The 21,215-nt window shown below is 65.5% G+C and carries 21 protein-coding genes; 7 read left to right on the forward strand and 14 right to left on the reverse strand.

The annotated features are described in order from the left end of the window. Positions 1 to 62 precede the first annotated feature (62 nt). The 8 genes from AC1DQ3_RS22045 to AC1DQ3_RS22080 form a co-directional block, all read right to left on the reverse strand. Positions 63 to 815, reverse strand: coding sequence for a hypothetical protein (locus AC1DQ3_RS22045; RefSeq protein WP_477122281.1), 753 nt, complete (start codon positions 813 to 815; stop codon positions 63 to 65). Between the two features lie 41 nt (positions 816 to 856). Further along, positions 857 to 3,370, reverse strand: coding sequence for a TonB-dependent siderophore receptor (locus tag AC1DQ3_RS22050; RefSeq protein ID WP_477122282.1), 2,514 nt, complete (start codon positions 3,368 to 3,370; stop codon positions 857 to 859). A 120-nt stretch (positions 3,371 to 3,490) separates the two neighbouring features. Next, positions 3,491 to 4,477: a FecR domain-containing protein gene (locus tag AC1DQ3_RS22055; protein ID WP_477122283.1), complete on the reverse strand. Its 987-nt coding sequence runs from the start codon at positions 4,475 to 4,477 to the stop codon at positions 3,491 to 3,493. 4 nt (positions 4,478 to 4,481) lie between these two features. Next, a complete protein-coding gene (locus AC1DQ3_RS22060; protein WP_477122284.1) occupies positions 4,482 to 4,994 on the reverse strand; it encodes a sigma-70 family RNA polymerase sigma factor in 513 nt (170 codons plus the stop codon). A gap of 431 nt (positions 4,995 to 5,425) precedes the next feature. Then, positions 5,426 to 5,659, reverse strand: coding sequence for a DUF2188 domain-containing protein (locus AC1DQ3_RS22065; protein ID WP_477122285.1), 234 nt, complete (start codon positions 5,657 to 5,659; stop codon positions 5,426 to 5,428). A gap of 278 nt (positions 5,660 to 5,937) precedes the next feature. After that, entirely contained in the window at positions 5,938 to 6,996 is a 1,059-nt protein-coding gene (locus tag AC1DQ3_RS22070) for a Dyp-type peroxidase (protein ID WP_477122286.1), read from the reverse strand. Positions 6,997 to 7,111: 115 nt separating this feature from the next. Continuing rightward, the gene (locus AC1DQ3_RS22075) at positions 7,112 to 7,918 is read right to left on the reverse strand and encodes a family 1 encapsulin nanocompartment shell protein (protein WP_477122287.1); all 807 of its coding nucleotides are present in this window, start codon (positions 7,916 to 7,918) and stop codon (positions 7,112 to 7,114) included. 231 nt (positions 7,919 to 8,149) lie between these two features. After that, a complete protein-coding gene (locus AC1DQ3_RS22080) occupies positions 8,150 to 8,842 on the reverse strand; it encodes a TetR/AcrR family transcriptional regulator (RefSeq protein ID WP_477122288.1) in 693 nt (230 codons plus the stop codon). 237 nt (positions 8,843 to 9,079) lie between these two features. Between AC1DQ3_RS22080 and AC1DQ3_RS22085 the strand changes: the two genes are divergently transcribed. The 7 genes from AC1DQ3_RS22085 to AC1DQ3_RS22115 all read left to right on the forward strand — a co-directional run bounded on the left by AC1DQ3_RS22085 (position 9,080) and on the right by AC1DQ3_RS22115 (position 16,536). Further along, the gene (locus AC1DQ3_RS22085; protein ID WP_477122289.1) at positions 9,080 to 10,372 is read left to right on the forward strand and encodes an alpha/beta fold hydrolase; all 1,293 of its coding nucleotides are present in this window, start codon (positions 9,080 to 9,082) and stop codon (positions 10,370 to 10,372) included. A gap of 35 nt (positions 10,373 to 10,407) precedes the next feature. Beyond that, entirely contained in the window at positions 10,408 to 11,055 is a 648-nt protein-coding gene (locus AC1DQ3_RS22090) for a VOC family protein (protein WP_477122290.1), read from the forward strand. After that, entirely contained in the window at positions 11,052 to 11,312 is a 261-nt protein-coding gene (locus tag AC1DQ3_RS22095; RefSeq protein WP_477122291.1) for a hypothetical protein, read from the forward strand. The genes AC1DQ3_RS22090 and AC1DQ3_RS22095 overlap by 4 nt, the downstream gene beginning before the upstream one ends. Positions 11,313 to 11,340: 28 nt before the next feature. Then, on the forward strand, positions 11,341 to 13,041 hold the full coding sequence (locus AC1DQ3_RS22100) for an AMP-binding protein (protein ID WP_477122292.1): 1,701 nt from the start codon (positions 11,341 to 11,343) through the stop codon (positions 13,039 to 13,041). Positions 13,042 to 13,141: 100 nt separating this feature from the next. Further along, the gene (locus AC1DQ3_RS22105) at positions 13,142 to 13,951 is read left to right on the forward strand and encodes a maleate cis-trans isomerase family protein (protein ID WP_477122293.1); all 810 of its coding nucleotides are present in this window, start codon (positions 13,142 to 13,144) and stop codon (positions 13,949 to 13,951) included. Next, on the forward strand, positions 13,948 to 15,102 hold the full coding sequence (locus AC1DQ3_RS22110) for an FAD-dependent monooxygenase (protein WP_477122294.1): 1,155 nt from the start codon (positions 13,948 to 13,950) through the stop codon (positions 15,100 to 15,102). The genes AC1DQ3_RS22105 and AC1DQ3_RS22110 overlap by 4 nt, the downstream gene beginning before the upstream one ends. Positions 15,103 to 15,144: 42 nt before the next feature. Continuing rightward, positions 15,145 to 16,536: an MFS transporter gene (locus AC1DQ3_RS22115; RefSeq protein ID WP_477122295.1), complete on the forward strand. Its 1,392-nt coding sequence runs from the start codon at positions 15,145 to 15,147 to the stop codon at positions 16,534 to 16,536. Positions 16,537 to 16,663: 127 nt separating this feature from the next. Here the strand turns inward: AC1DQ3_RS22115 and AC1DQ3_RS22120 are convergent, their stop codons facing one another. The 6 genes from AC1DQ3_RS22120 to AC1DQ3_RS22145 form a co-directional block, all read right to left on the reverse strand. Then, complete coding sequence (locus AC1DQ3_RS22120; protein ID WP_477122296.1) at positions 16,664 to 16,795, reverse strand: hypothetical protein; 132 nt, start codon at positions 16,793 to 16,795, stop codon at positions 16,664 to 16,666. 21 nt (positions 16,796 to 16,816) lie between these two features. Then, positions 16,817 to 17,647 (reverse strand): oxidoreductase, encoded by an 831-nt coding sequence (locus AC1DQ3_RS22125; protein WP_477122297.1) that lies wholly within the window; start codon positions 17,645 to 17,647, stop codon positions 16,817 to 16,819. Then, on the reverse strand, positions 17,644 to 18,543 hold the full coding sequence (locus AC1DQ3_RS22130) for an NAD-dependent epimerase/dehydratase family protein (RefSeq protein ID WP_477122298.1): 900 nt from the start codon (positions 18,541 to 18,543) through the stop codon (positions 17,644 to 17,646). The genes AC1DQ3_RS22125 and AC1DQ3_RS22130 overlap by 4 nt, the downstream gene beginning before the upstream one ends. Positions 18,544 to 18,629: 86 nt before the next feature. Continuing rightward, the gene (locus AC1DQ3_RS22135) at positions 18,630 to 19,016 is read right to left on the reverse strand and encodes a nuclear transport factor 2 family protein (RefSeq protein ID WP_477122299.1); all 387 of its coding nucleotides are present in this window, start codon (positions 19,014 to 19,016) and stop codon (positions 18,630 to 18,632) included. A 100-nt stretch (positions 19,017 to 19,116) separates the two neighbouring features. Next, on the reverse strand, positions 19,117 to 19,278 hold the full coding sequence (locus tag AC1DQ3_RS22140; RefSeq protein WP_477122300.1) for a hypothetical protein: 162 nt from the start codon (positions 19,276 to 19,278) through the stop codon (positions 19,117 to 19,119). A gap of 102 nt (positions 19,279 to 19,380) precedes the next feature. Continuing rightward, on the reverse strand, positions 19,381 to 21,033 hold the full coding sequence (locus AC1DQ3_RS22145; RefSeq protein WP_477122301.1) for a GMC family oxidoreductase: 1,653 nt from the start codon (positions 21,031 to 21,033) through the stop codon (positions 19,381 to 19,383). Between the last annotated feature and the right edge of the window lie 182 nt (positions 21,034 to 21,215).

The raw sequence follows: 21,215 nt of genomic DNA on the forward strand, positions 1-21,215 counted from the left end.
GCGCCAGGCTTGCGCCAGCCGGCACTACCATGGCCAGCGCGAGCAAGCTGACCGCGCGGCGCCTAGCGCAAGCCGATTGCCCAATTCACCGCCGCGTCGAAGAGTTGCCGTCCCGGTGCAGCGAGGTTGGTGAACGTATCGTTGTCGAGGAAAAACATGACGCGCCGCGCCGGCGCCAGCGACTCATAGTCCATCGTCGCACCTTTTTCGTAGGCGAAGATGGCGGCCTTGTCGGGCTGGCCGTAGAGGGTGGCGATGATGCTGGCGCCCAGGCCGGGCTTGCCCCAGCTCATGCCGGCCTGTCGGTTGTAGACGTTGATCGCGCCGGCCGGCAGGCCAGCGGCGATGGGATGCGGCGCGTTGACCAGCCAGACGTAGCGCTCCTTCCGTGCCTCGCCGAAGTCCACATCGTGCCGCTTGCCGGTCATCGCCAGGTCGTCCAGCAGGTCGTTCTCCCAGGTCAGCAGTGGCTTTGGCAACTGGCGCCATCCGGCCAGCACGCGCTTGGCCGAGACCGTGGACGACATCACGACGAGATCCGAGTCGCGCGCCATCTCGGGCGGCTGGTCTTGCTCGATCAGGCGGACCGCGTAGCCGCGCGCTTCCAGGTGAGACTTGATCTTCTGATCCGCAGCCAGGTCGGGGCCGGCGGCCTGGACGACCAGCGCGATCTTCTTGCCATGCCCCGCGGGCTCGGCGGCGTGCGCGGACATGCCGGCACCGCAGGCGGCCATCAGCATGCCGGAGATCGTTGCGCGCAGCGCTTTGTCCATGGCGCCAGCGAAGGTGGCGGCGCGGGAGTCTTTCATCTTCATGTTGTGCATTCCGTATCGGGCAATCGAGGGCGGGCGCCTGCTCAGAATTCAAATGTGGAAAGGAGGGTGACCTGCCGCGCGTTGCCGACGGCTACGAAGTACTTGTTGACGCTGGACGGATAGTAGGTGCGGTTGAAGAGGTTCTTCACGTTGAGCTGGAACCTGAGCTTGCGCTGCCCGACCTTGGTCTCGTAAGTAGCGAAGGCGTTCGCCACGGTATAGGCGGGCAGCGTGAAGCTGTTGGCGGAGTCGCCCGGGCGATTGCCGACATAGTGCGCGCCGGCGCCCAGGCGCAGCTTGTCGCCGCCAAAGATCTGGCCGAAGTCGTAAACGGCCGCGAGCGACGCGGTGTGCTGCGCGACGTTCCACAGGCGATTGCCCGCATACAAGGGATCCTCGATGGTCTTGGCGTCGATATAGGCATAGCTGCCGATCAGGTTCCAGCGCTCGCCGATCTGGCCGGCCAAGTCGAGCTCGAGCCCGCGCGAGCGCGCGCGCCCGGAGGTACGCCAGTCGGTCAGCTGGGTCACGTCGTTGTACTGCGACACCAGCACGTTCTTCTTGTCGATATTGAAGAACGCCAGGGAGCCGGTGATGCTGCCGGGAAGATCCAGCTTGGCGCCCAGTTCCCACGACCTGGCTTGTTCCGGCAGCACGCCCGAGTCGATCACCACGCCCGAGCTGAGCGGTGCGATGGTCGAGGTTGGCTTGAGCGACTCGGTGTAGCTGCCATAAAGGGACACGGCCTCGGTCCACTTGTAGACCACGCCGGCGCGCGGCAGCCATTTGCTCCCGTTGAGGTCGGTGTTGACGTTGAACGGCCGGCCGCGCCCGGCCACCTGGCTGTACGACAGGAAGCGGGCGCCGCCAACCAGGATCCATTTCTCGTTCAGGTGCAGGCTGTCCTGGAAGAAAAAGGAGGCATTGTGCAGCGTGTCCGTCTGGTCGCTGTCGCTGGCCGATACCGTGCTGGACGGCGACTCCAGTCCGTAGACCGGGTTCAGGTAGTTGAAGGTGTGAGTGGTGTTCTCGCGGAGCAGGTCCGCCCGATAGATCCTGCGGTATTCCAGATCGGCGCCGACCTGCAGGTCATTGCGCAGTCCGGCGATGTTGAAGCGGCCATCCACATAGGCAATGCCGTAGCTGTCCGTGCTCAAGGCGCCATGGGTGGCGTTGTTGCTGCGCGACAGCGCACCGGTGTTGGCGTTGACGCCGAACACACGCAACTGGTTGGCGTCGTAACTCTCGCGGTTGTAGCTGTAGCCGAAGTGTCCCTTCCAGTCAGCGTTGAACTGGTGATCGACCGCCAGTTGCACCAGGTGCGACTGCCCGTCCATGTTGTTGAACGGCTCATCCAGGCGTCGCCGGCTGGGAATCGCCAGCGGCTCGCCGGTCTTCGGGTCGATGGCCGTACCGCGATCGAACGGGTAGAGAAACTTCCGGTATTCGTAGGACAGGACTACCTGCGTGTCCTTGCCGTACCAGGCCAGCGACGGCGCCACCAGCGTCTCGCGATGCTCGCCGAAGTTGCGCCAGTATTGCTCATTGACCTGGTCCACCACCAGGCGATAGGCCAGCCCCGAGGTGCCGATGGGACCGGTGGAATCCAGGGTGGCGCCGGCGCCGTTCTTGCCGTGGCCATAGGTGGAGCCGAGCACGGAAATGGCGTTGTACTGCTGGAGCATCGGCCGCTTGCTGACGATATCGATCACGCCGCCCGGATCCATGATGCCGTACAGCAGCGAGGACGGGCCCTTGAGCACCTGCACGCTGTCGGCCGCCGCGTTGAGCCCGCGGCCCTGTATCAGGGGCATGCCGTTGTGCATCACCGAGCCGTCGCGATTGCCGCCGAAGCCGCGTTTCATGATGGTGTCCCGCGTGCCGGCCAGCGTATTGCCCTGGGTGATGCCGCTGACATTGGCGAGCGCGTCGTCCAGGTTTCGGGGCCTCTGATCGCGCAGTACCTGGGCCGGCACCACATTCACCACCTGCGGCGTGTCGAGCAACGGTGTGTCCGAGCGCATGACGGACGCAGTGGGCGGGAGACGGTAGCTGTCATCGCGCGCGGCATTGGCACGCACGGTGACCGGCGGCAGCGCGGCCTCGTTGCCGCTCGCGGCAGGTGCCGCCGCTGCCGCCGGCTCGATGCGCCTGACCAGCGCATAGCCACCGTTGGCCTGCGCCACGGCGGCCAGTCCCGTGCCTTGCAGCAACTGCACCAGGGCGTCGGGCACGCTATAGCGGCCGTGCAGGCCCTTGCTTTGCAAGCCAGCGGTGGTATCCGTCGGGAAGGAAAGCAGGATGCCGGCTTCGCGGCCGAGGCGGTTGAGCGCGCCCTCCAGCGGACCGGCGGGGATATCGTAGACCCTCGCAGTCGCTGGCGCGGCAGGCTTGTCCGCCGCACGCGCCAGGCTGGGAAGCAGGCTGGCCGTGGTCAGGCCCATGGCCACCGCGGCATGCCCGATGGCGGACGCCAGCGGATGGCGCCTGCCCGGAGGCGCTTGTCTGGCATGCCGGACGCGGCCGGAGACGTCGGTGTTTCGAAGAGATTCCATGTTCGATGGCTCGTTGGCGGATGGGAGATGTGGTGCGCTTACCTCCTATGTCACGCGAGCCTTGAAAACAGACCACCGCCGGCAAAGATTTTTCGTGAGAAGGAATGGGATGCTGGAACGCTAAGAGCGGGCAGGCCGCAGGGTTACCCAATAGCGCGTCAGGAAGGCGATATCCACCGGCATCGTGGTATGCAGCATATCGAGCACGCGGTCGGTATCCGCCAGCGGATACGTCCCGGAAACGCGCAAGCCGGCAATGGGGGGGTCGCAGTGCAGCAGCCCCGGTCGATGGCGGCCGAGTTCGGCCAGGAACCGGTCCAGGCGCATGCCGGTGGCCACCAGTATGTTGTCGACCCAGGCAGTGTCTGCATCGTTAGCCGGTTCCGGCTCGGCGATTGCCGTGCGGGTGAAGCGGGCCTGCTCGCCGGCTTGCAGCGTGCGCGCCAGGCCATGCCTGTCGCGCGGATGGACGGCCACCGCCCCCTCGAACACGCCGACCCGGCTGGCATCGGGCTCCAGCCGCACCGTGAAGCGCGTGCCGAGCGGGTGCAACTCTCCCTGTGCGGTCTCGACCAGGAAGGGGCGCGCAGCCGCGCCGCCGTCCTTGCCGGTGGTCACCATGATCTCGCCGCCAAGCAGTTGCACCCGGCGCTCGGAACCTGAAAAACGCACGTTGAAAGCGCTATCGGTATTGAGCGAGACCACCGTGCCTTCGGCCAGAGTGACGGTGCGCCGTTCACCCACGCGCGTGCGTTCGTCGGCCACCCATTGCCGCCACGGCGTGTGCCCTTGTGCCGTCCACGCGCCACCGCCGGCAAACAGCAGCAGCGCCAGGGTCTTGACGGCCTCGCGGCGCTTGGGCGAGCGGGCCGGCGCCAGCGTGGCATGGGCCACGGCCGAAGCCATCGGCGACGAGAACGCATGCAGCCGGCCATTGACCGCCTCGATGCGTTGCCACGCGCGGGCGTTATCCGGGTGGGCATCCAGCCACTGCCGCCAGGCCTGCCGGGTGGCGCCGGTGGCGTCACCGGCTTGCAGTGAGAGCAGCCATTCGACCGCGCGCGTGGCGACCTCGGGGGGAATCCCTGCGGGTATGTCCGGCGGCATGGGTTCAATCCACCGGCAACGCGAAATAGCACTGCGTGCAGGCACGCACGAGGTAGCGTTTCACCGTGGTGATGGAGATACCGAGTTGCGTGGCGATCTCCGCCTGGCCAAGCCCGTCGAGCTGCGAGAGCAGGAACGCCCGCTTGACCGGCGTGGGCAGGCCAGCGAGCAAGCGGTCTATTTCGAACAGGGTTTCCAGCAGGATGGCGCGCTCTTCAGGCGAAGGCGCCAGCGGCTGCGGCATATGGGCAAACGCTTCGAGGTAGGCGCGCTCGATCTGCTCGCGCCGCCAGTGGTTGTACAGCACCCGCTGGGCAACGGTGGTCAGGAACGCGCGCGGCTCCTGGATGGCGATGGCCTCCTCGCGGGCCAGCAAGCGCAGGAACGTGTCGTGCGCCAGATCGGCGGCGCGATGGGTACAGCCGAGTTTCTTGCGCAACCAGCCGCACAGCCAACGGTGGTGGTCACTGTAAAGCGTGAGCAAATCACGCTGAAGCGGGGAATCGGCGGCCGGCATGGGCACTTCCTACTCAATCAGGGGTGCTCGGCACCGGCTGGAAAATCTAGAAGAGGTCAGACAATAATGAGAATCATTCGCATTATAACATGGGGATTGGCCGTGGCAATTCCGGTTTCCAGCAGGACGTCGTGGTGTTGAAAAGCGTCAGGCCCAAGGGAGCGCCAAGGCTGCCGGACGCGGGCAACGATGAAGCACGCCATCGCGTCGTGGAGCCAGGACGCAAAATGGCGCGCTATGCGGGCGCCGCTGACCGTGCAGGATGCGGCAACCGGGGAAACTGCTAATCGAGGCGCTTGAACTGGTTGGGTCCGCTATGACTGGTATTCGCGAGGTCACGGCATAAGCTGAGGGCAACGCGATACCGCCCCCGTTCCCGGCGAGGCGGCATCGCGTTGGCCTCAGGCGCCGGCATACCGGCTACATACTGTCTAGCGTCGCAGGTCGCGAGGGTCCTGACCATAGCTGCTGCGCGTACGGATCTGGCCATCCTGGCCGTGGACCAGCAGTTCTACCTTCTCGCGCCTGGCGATCAATGTGGCAGCCTCGACGGCTTCCTCCTGGCTGAGGAAATGGGCTCTTTCACCCTTTGCCCCTTCATGGATGACATCCCAGCCGTCGCCGTGGGGCAAGACATGTACGTTGCGCTGCGCTTTCGAATCCATGGAGGTCTCCCGTTATCCGTGGCCTGAGGCCACGCTCTGTCTGGCCGTGCGCCGGAACGTTGGCGCCAGGGGGGCGCAGGCGCGCCTCGCAGGCATTAAGGATAGGTGTTCTGCTCGCTCCACGCCATCCTCCACCCGGCAGCCCCTGGTCGAGCCGGATGGAGGAAGCGGTGATCGAAGTCAGCAAGCTTGCCGCGCCGTGTGCCCGCTGACAGTATACGGGGCGAATTGGGGCGAATCCGGGCGAAGTCAGCAAGTGCTCAGCATGCCCAAGCAATTCAATCGGCTTCCGAGGCCGATTTGAGTGAGCCAATCTTCAGCGATCCTTCCTGGCATTGCCCCTCGGACGACAAAGGGGAGTCGTGACATCGACTATCGGCGTGCATGGAATGCGGGTGGCGCTCGGCTAGGGCTTCCAGCAGCGTGGCCGATGGAATGAAGAACAGCCCTCCGGTGACTGCCCTGCTGAAGTCAAGCAGGCGGTCATGGTTGCCGGGCGGTCGCCCTACGAACATGTTCTCAAGCATCTGCTCAAGCGGTTTGGGCGAGCGGGCATAGCCGATGAAGAAGGTACCAAACTCGCCCTTTCCCGGCTGTCCGAAAGGCATGTTGTCGCGCAGGATCTTCACCTCCTCTCCGTTTTCCTCAAGGGTGGTGAGCGAACTATGCGACGACGACGGCTTGACCTCGGCATCGAGCTCGATATCCGATAGCTTCGTGCGGCCAATGATTCGCTCCTGCACTTCGACGGACAGGTTGTTCCAGCCAACCATGTCATGCAAATACTTCTGCGCCATCACGTAGCTGCCCCCGGCGAACGACGGGTCCTCATCGCCGATGATCGTGAAACGGGTGGCTTCGGCTCCCGTCGGGTTCTCGGTGCCATCGACAAAGCCCACCATGCTGCGCATGTCGAAGTTGCGAAAGCCATGCACTTCTTCAACCACCGACACGGCCTCGCCAAGCCGGCTCATCAACTGTGTTGCGAGTTCGAAGCACAGATCCATCCGGTCGGCGCGAATGTGCAGGATCAGGTCTCCTGGCGTCGCCATGGCGCGGCGATCGCCAGCACCGAATTCACGAAAGGCGTGCAAGTCAACGGGACGGGGATCTCCGAACAGCCTGTCCCAGGCATCCGAACCAAATCCGCAGACGCACGAGAGGTTGTCACCGGGGACTCGCTTGCCGACGGCACGGACAAGCGCAGCGATATCCGGGCACAACGCCCGCACAGTATCTGCGTTGTTATCGCCCGCCGACAAGACCGCGACGATGAAGATCGCGCTACCGGTGATCGGACTACACACGGCTTGCTGCTCGGGGATGATGTTAGTCATTTTGACGAGTGTCTTCGGGCTTGAGTTGCAAGAATAGTGGAATGACAAATGGCCGTTCGCGATAATCGGACCGCCGAGACGGTGCGACAAGCACACGCGCCGCACGGTAGATCAGCTACTGCTCTGACCATCCAAGCACCACGGCGGCCTCGGCAGTCAGCATGAGAAAGGTGAAGGTTTCCTGAAAATACAATCGAACGGTGGCTTCAGTATGGCCAAGGTAGCCGATGGATACGTCCTGGCCAATGTGCAGTTCGAAATCGCCGCTGCGCCCGGTGAGCACTACGCCACCTTCCATTGCCGGCGCCCAGATGATGTCGCCGTCTACAAGCTGACGAATGTCCCGTAGAACAGGATATCCATTGTCGGTGGTGCCGCTCACGGCTGTGAAGGGCTTGTCACCCAGAAGTAGTCGATAGGGTCCATCGACACCGGCACGGCGCAACTGGGCTACCGCTTGTGCCACTGCGACTGGATATCCGCTGACATCGGGTGGAAGGTCTTGCGCGACATTGCTGGCACCTTGGGAAATTCCCTGGATCCCGGCCGCCGCATAGCCTTCAAAGACAATACGATCCTCGGCATGCGCGAGTTTGCGAGCCGCATCCTTCAGTGGCTGCAGGTCGGGATTGTTCGACCCACGTTCGACACCATCGATCTCAAGACGCGACAGTTCAAACGGAACCCGAAGTTCCACCAGCGCCCGCGCATCGCGCTGGACGGCCTCGATACCATCGCCTGGCGATGCGATTTGCCGCAGTTGCCCGGTACCGACTGCGGAGAGTTCGAGACCCTTCGGTCCAATCACATCCACGACACGCCGAGCCGCGAAGTAGCGCTTGAGGGTGCGGGATGCTTCCTGCTCAATCTGGCTCCACGCACCTTCGGAGATTGGCGCGAGCTGCCGATGGAGATTGTTCATTTGAATGCTCCTTTGACTGGTCGCTTCGAGTCGACCTCTGGTGTTCGCTTCTTTCAGCCACTACCTCCGCTGCGCCGGTCGGGCGCAGAGTTGCGTCGATCATTCTCAATGAACGTCACGGACCGGGCAAGAGCACAGCAAGTTTTCTCCCACATTGTATTGCGCGATCCGATCCCATTGTGCTCTAAACGGTGCTGGCTGCGGTGCCGGCGGCGCGACGTACGCCCGCGCTTATGCTGGGCGCCCGGCCACCGAGCGCTCCAGCATGTCGATATCGTCGCGCAGCATCTGCAGGATGGCGGCCGTACCGGGCTTGTCGAGGCGGCGGCCCGCTTCCTGCTGGACCGAGCGCAGCGCCATGTCCGCAATCATCTCGGCCACGTCGTCGAGCCGCATCGGGCCGGAAGGCGTAAACCACCATGCGGTCCAGTTGCACATGCCGATGATCGAGAACGCGGCGACCTTGGCATCGAGCACGCGGAACTGGCCCTGCCCGATGCCCAGTTCAATCGCCTGCTGGAACTGTTCGAGCACCGCCCGGCGCGACTGCTCGGCCAGCTTGCGCTGCTTGGGCGCCAGGTTGCCCTCGTTGCGTTCGACCATGCGGAACTGGAGCGGATGCGACAGGATCAGGCGTGCATGCCGCAGGACCAGGTGGCGCAGGATGCCGGCCGGATGGCGCATGTCGTCCGGCACGGTCTCCATGGCGAGCTGGGCGGCCATGCGCGTTACCGTGGTCGTCAGGACTTCCAGGATGGCTTCCTTGCTCTTGAAATAGTAGTAGAACGCCGGCCGGCTGATGCCGATGGCGTCGGCAATGTCGTTGATGCCGGTGCCGTCGAAACCGCGCTCGATAAAGAGGCGGGTTGCCACTTCCAGGATGGCATCGCGCTGGGCGTCGCTCTTGGTTTGTGTTTTCGTCATGGGACTGCTTGTCGTGGAATTGACGGAGGCGTCAGAAAAGTTACCACGATAACCAGAATTCTGTCCCGACGCCAGCGCTCATGGGCCCGGGCGGGCGCGCGAGGGATGCTCCGCTTGGGAAAAAACGCCGAAAAATCAGAGGGTTGGCCATTTCCCTTGACGCCATCTGGCTTGAATCGCATAGAAATTTACTACGTCGTCAAAAAATGGACTACTATGTAGAAAAGGAGACGAACAATGCGTGATTTCCAACCGGGCGCAAGCCCGACCGGCGCGGCGGCCACGACCCCGAGCCCGACAGCTGGCTTCCTGAATACCGACTGGAACCCGCGCGACCTGCCGGCCGGCGCGGTCACGCGCAACGTGGTCCTGCGCACCGAAGACGGCGCCGCCACAAGCGGGTCGCTGTATGTGTCGGGCCAGCCTGACACCGTGGTGTGCATCATGCATCCGCGCGAATTCATGGCTTGCCATTACCTGATCCCCGACATCGTGGGCGCGGGCTACGCGGCGTGGTCGCAATCGCCTCGCTCGGTCGGCAACGACACGCGCCTGGAGCACGAGTTCGCGCTTTACGACGTGGCCGCCGGCGTGCGGTTCCTGCGCGAAGCTGGCTTCAAGCGCGTGGTGCTGCTGGGCAATTCGGGCGGCAGCGGGCTGTACGCCCTGTATGTGCAGCAGTCGAACCTGGCGCCGGCGCAGCGTATCGCGCGCACGCCGGGCGGCCGGCCGACCCGGCTTGCCACGCTGAACATGCCACCGGTGGAGGGCGTCGTGTTCGTCGCGCCGCATCCCGGGCAGGGCGCGCTGTTGCAGCGCTGCATCGACCCGTCGGTGACCGATGAGCACGACGCGCTCGCCTCCGATGCGGCGCTCGATCCGTTCGCCCTGGCCAACGGTTTTGCGCCGGCACCGGCGTCCGCCCGCTACGCCGCGGCCTTCGTTGCGCGCTATCGCGACGCGCAGACGGCACGCGTCAAGCGGCTCGACGACATCGCCCGCGCCATGATCGCTGAACGCATGGACGCTCGCGCGCATGTCAAGGCTGCCACGGGGACGGTCGATGCCGCCATGCAACGCCGCGCCGCCCACACGCCGCTGATGACCATCTGGCGCACCGACGCGGACTTGCGCTGCTTTGACCTGTCGCTCGATCCGTCGGATCGCCGCTACGGCTCGCTGTGGGGCGCGGACCCTTTCACGTCCAACTACGGCTCGGTCGGCTTCGCGCGCACCTGCTCGCCGGAGAGCTGGCTCTCGACCTGGTCTGGCCTCTCCACCAACGCTTCGCTCGCAAAAACGGGCGGCGCGATCGAGCAGCCCGTGCTGCTGATCGAGTACACGGGCGACCAGGCCTGTTTTCCAACCGTCGTCGCGGACATCCACGCCAACCTGGCCAGCTCGGCCAAGACGCACCGCCGCGTGCGCGGCGATCACCACGGCCGCGCGCTGGCCGAGGGCGAGGAGCCCGGCCGCTACGTGGCGGGGCGCATCCTGCGGGACTGGCTGCGCGAGACGTTTGCGCAATGACCTGGCACATGAACCATCGAATCGGGAGAACCGACATGAATAGGAACGACCTTGCCGCCACCGGCATGGCTTTGCGGCTGCACGGTGTCGACCACACGGCGCGGCCGACCTGGCTGCTCAAGGACACGGTCCGGTTTTACCGTGACACCCTTGGGCTGCCGCTGATCCACACCATTTCAGCGCGAGGCTGGGGGCCCGAGACGCATCCCGACTTCCTGCATTTCTTCTTTGACAGCGGCAACGGCAGTACCATCGCCTTCTTCTACTACCTGGGCAGCACCCAGCCGGCGGCGCTCGACGGCCGCGCCGGGCAGCCGCCGCTGCCCGACGACCATGTGTTCGACGCCACCCACACGGCATGGCTGGTCGATACGCAGGAGGAACTCCTGGCCTGGAAGGCCCGGCTGGAAGCGCGCGGCGTGACGGTGTCCGCCGAAACCGCCCACGAGACGATCGAGTCGATCTACTTCCGCGACCCCAACGGCTACTTCATCGAGATCACGCGCAAGCTGCGTCCGCTCCAGGCGCTCGATGCCCGTGATGCCGCTGCCACGCTGGAGGCTGCGATCGAGCTGGAGGACGAGATCCGCGGCGGCAAAGGCCGTGTCCTCGGCATCGACGCCATCTGGCAGCGCAAGGCAGAGCTGCTGAGCCGCCGCCTGGAACTGGAGCATCGCCCGTGAACCGTCCGATCTTGCGTATCTTTGTATTGAACGTGCCCGAGTTCGCCTCGCTGGTCGATGCCGCGCGGCATATGGGCGCCTGCGCGGTGGCCGAGCACGGCGACTACACCGTGATTTCGGCGACGCAGCCGGTGTCGTTCGAGCGCCGCGCGCTGGGACTGAAGCCGGCGGTCTGGTATGGCCTGTTTACGGGGGGCCTGGACGGCCGCATCGAAGCCTATGAACGCGACGTCGTGCGGGTAGCCCCGCGCGCCTGAGTTCGCGAGAAGCAGAGTGGGAGACATCATGAGTGGAATTCTTCACCCCATCGACGGCGTGGCGTATTGCCCGCCCGAGCTGGCCAAGCGGTACTTCGCCGCCGGGGCCTGGGTCGACGCAACGCTCGGCCAGGCGCTGCGCGAAACGGCCCGGCGCGTGCCGGAGCGCGCGGCTTGCGTGAGCGACGCGGCAACCATCACCTTCGCCGACCTCGACCAGCGCAGCGAGCGGCTTGGTGCCGCGCTGCACCAACTGGGCCTGATGCCGGGCGACCGCGCCATCTTCCAGATGGGCACGACGATCGAGACCGTCATCGCCCTGATGGGCTGCTACAAGGCGGGGATCGTTCCGGTCTGTGCCGTGCCGCAGTATCGGGAGGTCGAGATCGGGCAACTCGCCGAACTCTCCGCGCCGCGCGCGTACTTCGTGCAGGCCGACTTCAGCGCCTTCGACCTGGTTGGCTTTGCCGGCAGGATGATCGGGCAGCATCCGAGCCTGGCACACCTGATCGTCGCGCACGGGAACGCCGGCGATGGCCGTGGCCATGCACTCGATGCCCTGATCGAAGGCATGGCGCTCGAGCGCGCCCGCGAGGTGCTGGCCGGGGTGCATCTGGGCAGCGAGGATGTGCTGAGCTTCCAGCTCTCCGGGGGTACCACCGGCGTGCCGAAGATCATCCCGCGTTTTCACGCCGAGTACATCGGCCATGCACTGGCGTGGATGCGTCACATCGGCATGACCGAGGCGAGCCGGATGATCTGGTCGCTGCCGCTGCTGCACAACGCCGGGCAGCTCTATGTGCTGGTGCCGACGGTGGCGGCCGGCATGACCACGGTGCTGATGCCGCGCGTCGACATTGCCCGCATGCTGACGCTGATCGAGATGCATCGGGTCACGCATGGCCTGTCGATCGGGCCGGTGGCGCCGCAAATGATCGCATACCCGGACGTCGCGCGGCATGACTTGTCGTCGCTTGCGCTATTCGGCACGATGAGCCGTGCCGACTCGCTGGAAGCGCATCTCAAGGTGCCGTGCGCCAATCTCTACGGCATCACGGAGGGCCTCCTGATGGGGGCGGGGCCGCATCTGCCGGCGGCGCTGCGGCATCGCACGCAAGGCGCGTCGGGCGGTGTCGGCGACGAAATCCGGCTGTTGATGCCGGGCAACGACACCCAGGTGCCTCCGGGCGTGCCGGGCGAGCTTTGCTTTCGCGGGCCGTCGAGCCTGCGCGGCTACTTCCGTGCGCCCGAGGCCACGGCGCAGACGCTCACCGCCGACGGGTTCGTGCGCACGGGCGACATGGTCTCTGAACACATGATCGACGGCGTGCGCTGCTTTGCCTTCGAGGGACGCCTGCGCGACAACATCAATCGCGGTGGCGAGAAGATCGGCTGCGAGGAAGTCGAAGCATTCGTCAGCCGACATCCGGCCGTGGCGGACGCCAAGCTGGTGGCGATGCCAGATGCCCTCTATGGCGAGAAGGGCTGCATCTACCTGGTCCTGCGGCCGGGCGAGGGCGCGCCCAGCATCGCTGCTCTTGCCGAGTTCCTCGTGGGGCAGGGGCTGGCCAAGTTCAAGTGCCCGGAGCGCATCGAGGTGATCGACGAGTTTCCGGTCACGCGCGTGGGCAAGGTCGACAAGAGCGCGCTGCGCGCACGCATCAGCCGCGAGCTCGATGCGCAGGCCACGGCCCGTGCGATGCGGGTGGCCGAAGGGGAGGGCGCATGACCCGTACCGAACACGTCCTGGACCAGTCGCCGTCCCTCGCGCGGCCCACCCCCATCTGCGCTGGCATGGCCAGCCAGGTTCATGCAGGAGAGATCGCATCATGACGCAACGCCCATACCGCATCGGCCAGATCGTGCCGAGCTCGAACACCACCATGGAGACGGAGATCCCGGCCATGCTGCGGGCCCGCGAGGCCATCCTGCCGGAGCGCTTCACGTTTCACGCCAGCCGCATGCGCATGCACCGCGTGGTACGCGAGGAACTCGAGGCGATGAACCGCGAGGGCCTGCGCTGCGCGGCGGAGCTCGCCGACGCGCGCGTCGACGTGATGAGCACGGCGTGCCTGGTCGCGATCATGGCGATGGGCCCGGGCTATCACCGCCAGGTCGAGGAAGACCTGCTGCGCGTGGCACGCGAGAACCATTGCGAGGCCCCGGTGATGACGTCGGCGGGGGCGCTGGTGACCGGCCTGAAGGCGCTCGGCGCGCGCAGGATCGCCCTGATGACGCCGTATATGCGGCCGCTGACCGATGCCGTGGTTGCCTACATCGAAGACGAAGGTATCGAGGTGCTCGACGCACTGTCGTTCGAGATTCCGGACAACCTCGAAGTCGGCCGACGCGATCCGATGCAATTGCTCGACGACGTGAAGCGACTGAACACGGCAAATGCCGATGCGGTGGTGCTGTCCGCCTGTGTGCAGATGCCTTCGCTGCCTGCCATCCAGCTGGCGCAGGAGCGGCTCGGCCTGCCGGTCACGTCCACGGCGGTGTGCACCGTGCGGCAAATGCTCGGCCATCTTGGCCTCGCGGCGACGGTGCCGCAGGCCGGGGCGCTGCTGGATCCGGAGTACGACGCAGAGATTGCCCAGGACGCGCAAGCGGCGGTGTCGACGAGGAGCCAGGCATGAATATCGAAGTCATCGGCGGTGGTCCCGCCGGCTTGTTCTTTTCGCTGCTGATGAAGCAGCGGTACCCGAGCGACCGGATCGTCGTTCACGAGCGCAACGCCCAGGGAGCCACCTACGGCTGGGGCGTGGTGTTTTCCGACGTGGCGCTGGCGTTCCTGAGAGAAGCCGACGAACGATTCTTCCGGAAATTCACGGCGCATCACGAGCGCTGCGACTACATGGAGATTGTCCATCAGGGCGTGCCGGTACGGCTGAACAACAACCATTTCTCGCGTACTTCGCGCATTGACCTGTTGCGGGTACTGCAGGACGCCTGCGCGCAAGCCGGCGTGGAGGTGCGCTACAACAGCCGGATCACCGAGCCATCCCAGCTGCCAGGAGCGGACGTGATCGTAGCCGCGGACGGCGTGAACAGCGAGGTGCGCACGCGCCTGGCCGGGCATTTCCAGCCAAGCTTCGACGTCCGCCGCAACAAGTTCGCCTGGTACGGCACACCGCATCTGTTCCACCCGGTCTCGCTGATCTTCAGGCAGACCGAGTTCGGTGTATTCATCGCCCATGCGTACCAATACAGCCGGACGCATTCGACGTTCCTGGTGGAAGTCGATCCCGACACGTGGCAGCGCGCCGGGCTAGCGCATGCGACGGAGGACGCCAGCCGGGCATTCTGCGAGCGGGTCTTCGCGCATGAGCTCGGCGCAAGCCCCTTGCTCTCCAACCGCTCGCAATGGTTCCAGGCCAGCGTGGTCCGCAATGCGAACTGGAGCCATGGCAACGTGGTGCTCCTGGGCGACGCGTTGCGAAGCGTGCATTTCTCGCTGGGCTCGGGCACGCGCATGGCGATGCAGGATGCCATCGCGCTGTTCGAGGCGCTCTGCGCGCGCCGCGACGATGTGCCGGCCGCGTTCGCTGCATTCGAGGAAAGCCGGCGCAGCGCGTCGGACCGTTTCCAGGACGCCGCGCAAAGGAGTCTCGACTGGTATGAGTCCGTGGGGGCGCGGATGCATCTTGATCCCGCCTCGTTCGCTTACGACTACATGCGGCGCACCGGCCGCGTGAGCCACGAACAGCTGCGCCGGCGCGATCCGGCTTTCATCGGGCAGGTGGAAGCAGCGGCGCTCGACAAACGCAGGCAAGGACAAGCCGCATAAGGCTTGCCGGCGCATCAGCGCGCAACAACAACAGGAGACAACATGACCCAAGACGATACCAGGCGTTCCCCGGTCGACGTCCATGCTTTCATGAACGCCGGGCCGGTTTCGCGATTCCAGATCATGATCATCGCGCTGTGCTTCCTGATCGTGGCGCTCGACGGCTTTGACATCGCCATCATCGGCTTCATCGCGCCGCATATCCGCTCGGAATGGCAACTGTCCATGGTCGCGCTCGGCCCGCTTTTCAGCGCCGGACTGCTTGGCCTGATGACCGGCGCCTTCCTGAGCGGGCCGCTCGCCGACCGCATCGGGCGACGCCGGGTCCTGATGTTCTCCGTGGCCTGGTTTGGCGTGGCGTGTCTCTGCTCGGCAGCTGCTCCGAACGTGGGCGCGCTCATCGCGCTGCGCTTCCTGACCGGGCTTGGCCTCGGCGGAGCGATGCCGAATGCCATCACGCTCACATCGGAATACAGTCCGGACCGGCGGCGCGGCACGCTGCTCACATTCATGTTCTGTGGCTTCTCGCTGGGGTCCGCACTGGGCGGCATCGTCACGGCATATCTCGTCGAGCACTACGGATGGCGTGGTGTGCTGGCGATCGGCGGACTGCTGCCGATTGCGCTGGTGCCCGCGCTGCTCCTGGCGTTGCCCGAATCGGTCAAGTTCCTGGTGGCGCAAAACGGCCAGCAAGGGCGCATTGCCAACATACTCAAACGCATCGACCCACGCCGCGTCGTGCCGGGCCAGGTCTACGTGAGCTCCGATCAGCGCCTGCCCGCATCGCCCGTCGCCCAGCTGTTTCATCCTGCGTACCGGCGCGGTACCGTGCTGCTCTGGCTGGCGTTCTTCATGAGCCTGCTGCTGCTCTACCTGATGATCAACTGGCTGCCGATCCTCGTGCAGCGCAGCGGGCTTTCGCTCAAGCAGGCGTCGATCTTCGCCGGACTGCTGCAGGGTGGCGGGGTGCTGGGCGCGATTGTGCTGGGCATGCTGATCGACCGCTTCAATCCATACAAGGTGGTGGCAGCGGCGTACCTGCTCGGCGCCGCTGCCGTGGTGTCAATGGCGCTGATCGATGCCGCATGGTGGCTCGCGGTGGGGATCTTTGCCACGGGCTTCTGCGTGAGCGGCTCGCAAGTGTGCGCCAATGTCATCGCTTCGTCGTTCTATCCAACTTCGAACCGGGCGACCGGCGTTGCCTGGGCACTTGGCGTGGGGCGGATCGGCGCGATCGCCGGCTCGTTTGGCGGGGCATTGCTGCTGTCGGCGGGGTGGAGCAACGCGGGCCTTTATCTCCTGATGGCCATCCCCGCGGCGCTGGCCGGGATCGGCATCTATCTGACCGGTGGCAGGGTGCGAGGCGGCGCCAGTCCTGCCGGAACCGCGCCTTGCGCTCCCATGGCCCCGGCCGCGGCCGAGGCCAAATCCTGATGCTGGTGCCATCGTTTGGAGCCGTGGCGGCCGGGCGTCGGGGAGCGGCAAGCCCACGCCGATGGGCTCTCCCGGCTCCGATCGCCGCGCGGCTCCGCAGGCTCGGCGCCGAGCCATCTGACTCGATCTAACGACGACCGGCCAGTATCGATGCGCTTCGCATTGGCTCCGGATTCCTTTCGAATGCGCAGATGAGCCGCTCGAGCGCGACGCGGCTTTCCAGCGCATCGATGCGGGCGGTGAGTGCCTGGTTGCTCATGAGTGGTTTCTCGCAATGGGTTCAGAAATCGGTGGATACGGACAAGGAGCGCCACCGCCCGATCTCGTCCGCGACCGCTTGCAACTTGCTGGTCACGACCTGCAGTGCATCGGCGCCGGCAACGAATCGCAGCGGTGGCTCCGCGTGGCCGACGATCTGTAGCAGCGCCTGGCCGAGCTTGTCGGGGTCCCCTGCCTGCCGGTGATTGCGGGCCTCGAATACCGCGGTGGTTTTCGCGCGGTGTTCAGCGTAGTCGTCCAGGCTGAGACTGCCGTATTTCAGCGAGCGGCTGTCGAGGAAATCGGTCCGGAAGGCACCCGGTTCGACGAGCGTAAGCCGGATGCCGAAGCTGGCGACCTCCTGGGCGAGGGATTCCGAGAATCCTTCGACGGCGAACTTGGAGGCCGAATACATGGAGGCGCCGGCAACGCCCTGGAACCCGCCATTGGATGACATGTTGATGATGTGGCCTGCCCGTTGCCGGCGCATGACCGGCAGCACCGCCCGGGTCACGTTGAAGGTGCCGAACACGTTGGTGGCGAACTGGCGTTCGATAGCCTCGGGTTCGATTTCCTCGAACGGCCCGAATTGTCCGTAGCCAGCATTGTTGACCAGCACATCGATGCGGCCGAAGCGGGCGAGCGCGGCATCGACGGTGGCCTTTGCCTGCAGCGCGTCGCGGATGTCCAGTGGTGCCGTCAGAACCCGCGCGGCGTCGCCTGCGTATGCTGCCTGCAAGCGCCCGGAATCGAGGTCGGTGGCAATCACGTCGTTGCCTGCGGCCAGGGCAGCCTTTGCGATGCCGGCGCCAAGGCCTGCGGCGCTGCCGGTGATGAACCAGACCTTGCTCATAGCGGCATCTCCGTTTCGATCCACGCAAGCATCGAGTCATGCTGCGGTGCCCAGCCCAGTTCATTGCGCGCGCGCCTCGCACGGACGCGGCTGTTGGCGCCAAAGGTGTAGTGGGCGTGCGGCTCACCCCAGTGCGCTGCGGCGTCCTCCACGGGCCAGGACAACGCAGCACCGAGGTTCATGCGCCGGCCAATGGCATCGCCGATTTCGGCGAAGGAGGCCTCGCCGTTCTCGACGAAGTAGAACGCTCCCGCCGGCGCATTGTCGAGCGCGAGGAGGTAAAGTGCCGCGACGTCGTCGATATGCACGTTGGACCAGCGATTGACGCCATCCCCCACGATGCGCACCACGCCGCTCGCCTTCGCGTACTCGTCCAGGAATGGAATCTGGAAGCTGGCCCGCTTTAGCCCGGTACCCGTGCCGTAGATATTGCTGGGACAAATGACCACGGCGCGGACGCCGTCATCGGCAGCGGCAAGGACACGCAGGTCGATGTCGCGGCGCGCCAGCTTTGGCGGCGCCACGATAAATGGCGTGTCTTCGTCGTAGATGGCCGACGCCAGGCGATTGCCGCGCGCGTCGTCGCCTATCACGCTGGAGCCGCTCGTGTGGAGCAAAGGCTTGCCGGAGCCGCGCAAGCCCGCGAGCAGCGCAAGGACGGCTGGCAGATGCTCGCTATCCGCGGTGTGGATCACGCCATCGGCGCGCTGCGCCTCGCGGACAAGGAGTGCGGCATCATCCAGGCTGCCGGGTACGGGCTCGATGCCTAGCGCGCGGAGCTGCTCGGCCTTGCGCTCGTCGCGCACCAGGCCACGGACGCCATGGCCCGCATCGAGCAGCCGGCGCGCTACCGTTCCGCCGACGAATCCACTGGCGCCAGTGATGAATATATTCATGTTGTGTTCCTTTGAAAGGGATGGGTTGTGGCACATCGGCCGCACGCACGGCATTGCCGGGGGCGCAGGCCGTTGGCCAGCGCGTCTCAAGCCGGAAGCAGGGTGGTCTGGTGGGCAAGCAGCCGCCAGATGTCCTGCTCGCAGCGCCACGCCACCGTAAAGATCGAGTGCAGGCACCTGGGCGTCCCACGAACCGTGACTTCGATCTTCACCACGCCGTTCGCGATAAAGGCCTGGTCGGAGAGCGGGACCACGGTTTCGATGCGGTACTCGGCGCTGTGGTAGACCACCACGCCTGCCTTGATGGCATCGAGATACTGCTGCTTGCCATCCTTCAATCCGCTTGAGTGCACGAATAGCAGATCATCCGAAATCAGCCCTGCGAGGCCTTGCGCGTCGCCCGCGAGCATCAGCTCCCATCGTTTCGCTTCCAGGCCGTTGGCGAGTTCCAGCGGCGATTGATTGGTGATCATGATGCGTTCCTGTTGTTGCATCGGCCAGCCCGGTGACCGGACTTGTCGAGTCGACGTTGGGTTTTCACGGAAGGGGGGCGGGTTATCCTGGCACCCCCGGTCAGAACGGATAGTCAGGCAGGCGTGGGCGCGTCGTGATCCACTGCCACTCGGAGAACTGGTCGATATTGGTTACCGTGCCCTGGCCTGGCGCCGTCCAGTTTCCCATGTAGATCTTCCCGTCCCAAGTGGTGGCCGGCTGGATCAATGCCTGGTTTTCCATCTTCGATACTCCTGTGCGTGGTTGGCGGTTGGCGGTTGTCAAGTCGGCACGCAAGAGATGGCTTGCGTGCGGGCTTGCGTGCGCGGTTGCGAGGGGCTGCGCTCAGGCGACCAGCCTTGCAGCGATGTGTTCCGCCAGCATGATGGTGGTGACGTTCGTCGGCGCGGAGGGGATGTCCGGCATGATCGATGCGTCTATGACGCGCAGCGCGTCGATGCCGCGCACCTTGCCCCAGGGATCGACGACGGCGGTGGCGTCCGAGTCGGCGCCCATCGCCACCGTCGAGGTCGGATGCAGGTAGGCTGCTGCGCCGGCCACGATGGCCTTGCGCAGGGCGCTTTCATCCTGGTCATCAATGGCCTTGCCCGGCGCCATCTCGTGATCGACCATGTCGGCGAACGCGCCGGTCCTGCCGATCTGCCTGGACAGCCGCACCAACTCGACCAGGCGGTCGAGATCCGAAGGGGCGGAGAAGAAGTCGTACTGGATGCGTGGCGCCGTGCGCGGATCGGCGCTCGCGAGACGCAAGCGCCCGACCGAGTTCGGCAGGACCACGGAGCAGGCGAGCACGATGGCGCCGCCGGTCGGGCTGGTTTTGGGATCGATCAGGTGGGTGGCAGAGATCTGCAGGTCCAGTTCGGCCGAATCGGCGTGTTGCGAGCGGGTCCAGACCAGGGCGCCCGACGCGGGTGCCATTGCCTTTGCGCCGGGCTTCAGCGCATAGACGTTGTAGAAGAACGGCTGGTCCTGCAGGCGCTCCCCCACGGGCAGGTCCGCGACGGTGGCGATGCCCATCTCCTTGAGATGGCTCGACGGCCCGACGCCCGAGCGCATGAGGATGGCCGGGCTGCCCAACGTGCCTGCCGAGAGAATGATCTCGCCACCGGAGATGGTCTCGCCGGACACCAGCTTCAGTCCCACGGCTTGCTTTGCGCGGATGACCACCTTGTCCACTTCCGCGTCGCCGCGAATCGTGAGGTTGCGGCGAGCGCGGACATTGTCGGTCAGGTAGGCCATGCCGGTGTTGACGCGCACGCCTTCGACGACATTGAGCGGATAGAAGCCGGCCCCGTGCTGCTGCGCGCCGTTGAAGTCCGCGATGTGCGGCATGCCAAGTGCCCGGGCCGTCTCGACGAAGGCGCGAGTCGATGGCGTCACGTCCGTGCTTGCCTTTTGGCGGATCGGGAAGGGGCCGCTGCGCCCGTGCCAGGCATCATCGCCGGTCGGCGTGTTCTCCATCCGCTTGTAGGAATCGAGCACCGCTTCCCAGGACCAGCCCGCGATGCCGCGCTTGTGCCAGCGCGCGAAGTCCGCCTGCCGGGCGCGGATGGCAACGGCAGCGTTGACGGCGGAACTGCCCCCAATCACCCGGCCTCGTGGCAGCGGGATATTGTGTCCCAGCGTCGCGCGGTCGTCCGTCTGGTAGTGCCAATCGAAGTCGGGCGAGCCGGCGACGATGTTCGCGTCGGTCAGCACGGAGGGATAGTCAGCGGGTGCGAAGTTCGGGCCCGCCTCCAGCAGCAGCACATGGCGGGCGGGATCGGCGCTCAGGCGCGCCGCAAGCACGGCACCGGCCGACCCGCCACCGACGATGATCACGTCGTAGTCGGAGCGGGCGCCGTTGCGCGGAGGTTTGCCGCCGGATGGGCCCTGTGCCAGGGTGGCGTCACTGGCGGCCGCGGTGCCAAGGCCAACCGCCGCCAGCATGGTTGCGCGTGCTCCCGCTGCGAGCACCTCTCGTCTGGTCATGTTCATGATGTTGTACTCTTCTCAGGTTGTGAGCGGTCAAGAAAGCGGTGCCATCAGGCTGTCCCGCGGCAGGCCGCATGCTTGAAGGCGCGGTGGTACCGCGACGGGGTTCAGGCAGCGATGCCGACGGCGTTCTCGCCGGCCCGCGCGAGGCGGGGAAAGCGAGCGAGGGCGTTGCGGTCAAGTTC

The sequence above is a fragment of the Cupriavidus sp. 01T418 genome (genome assembly GCF_056398885.1).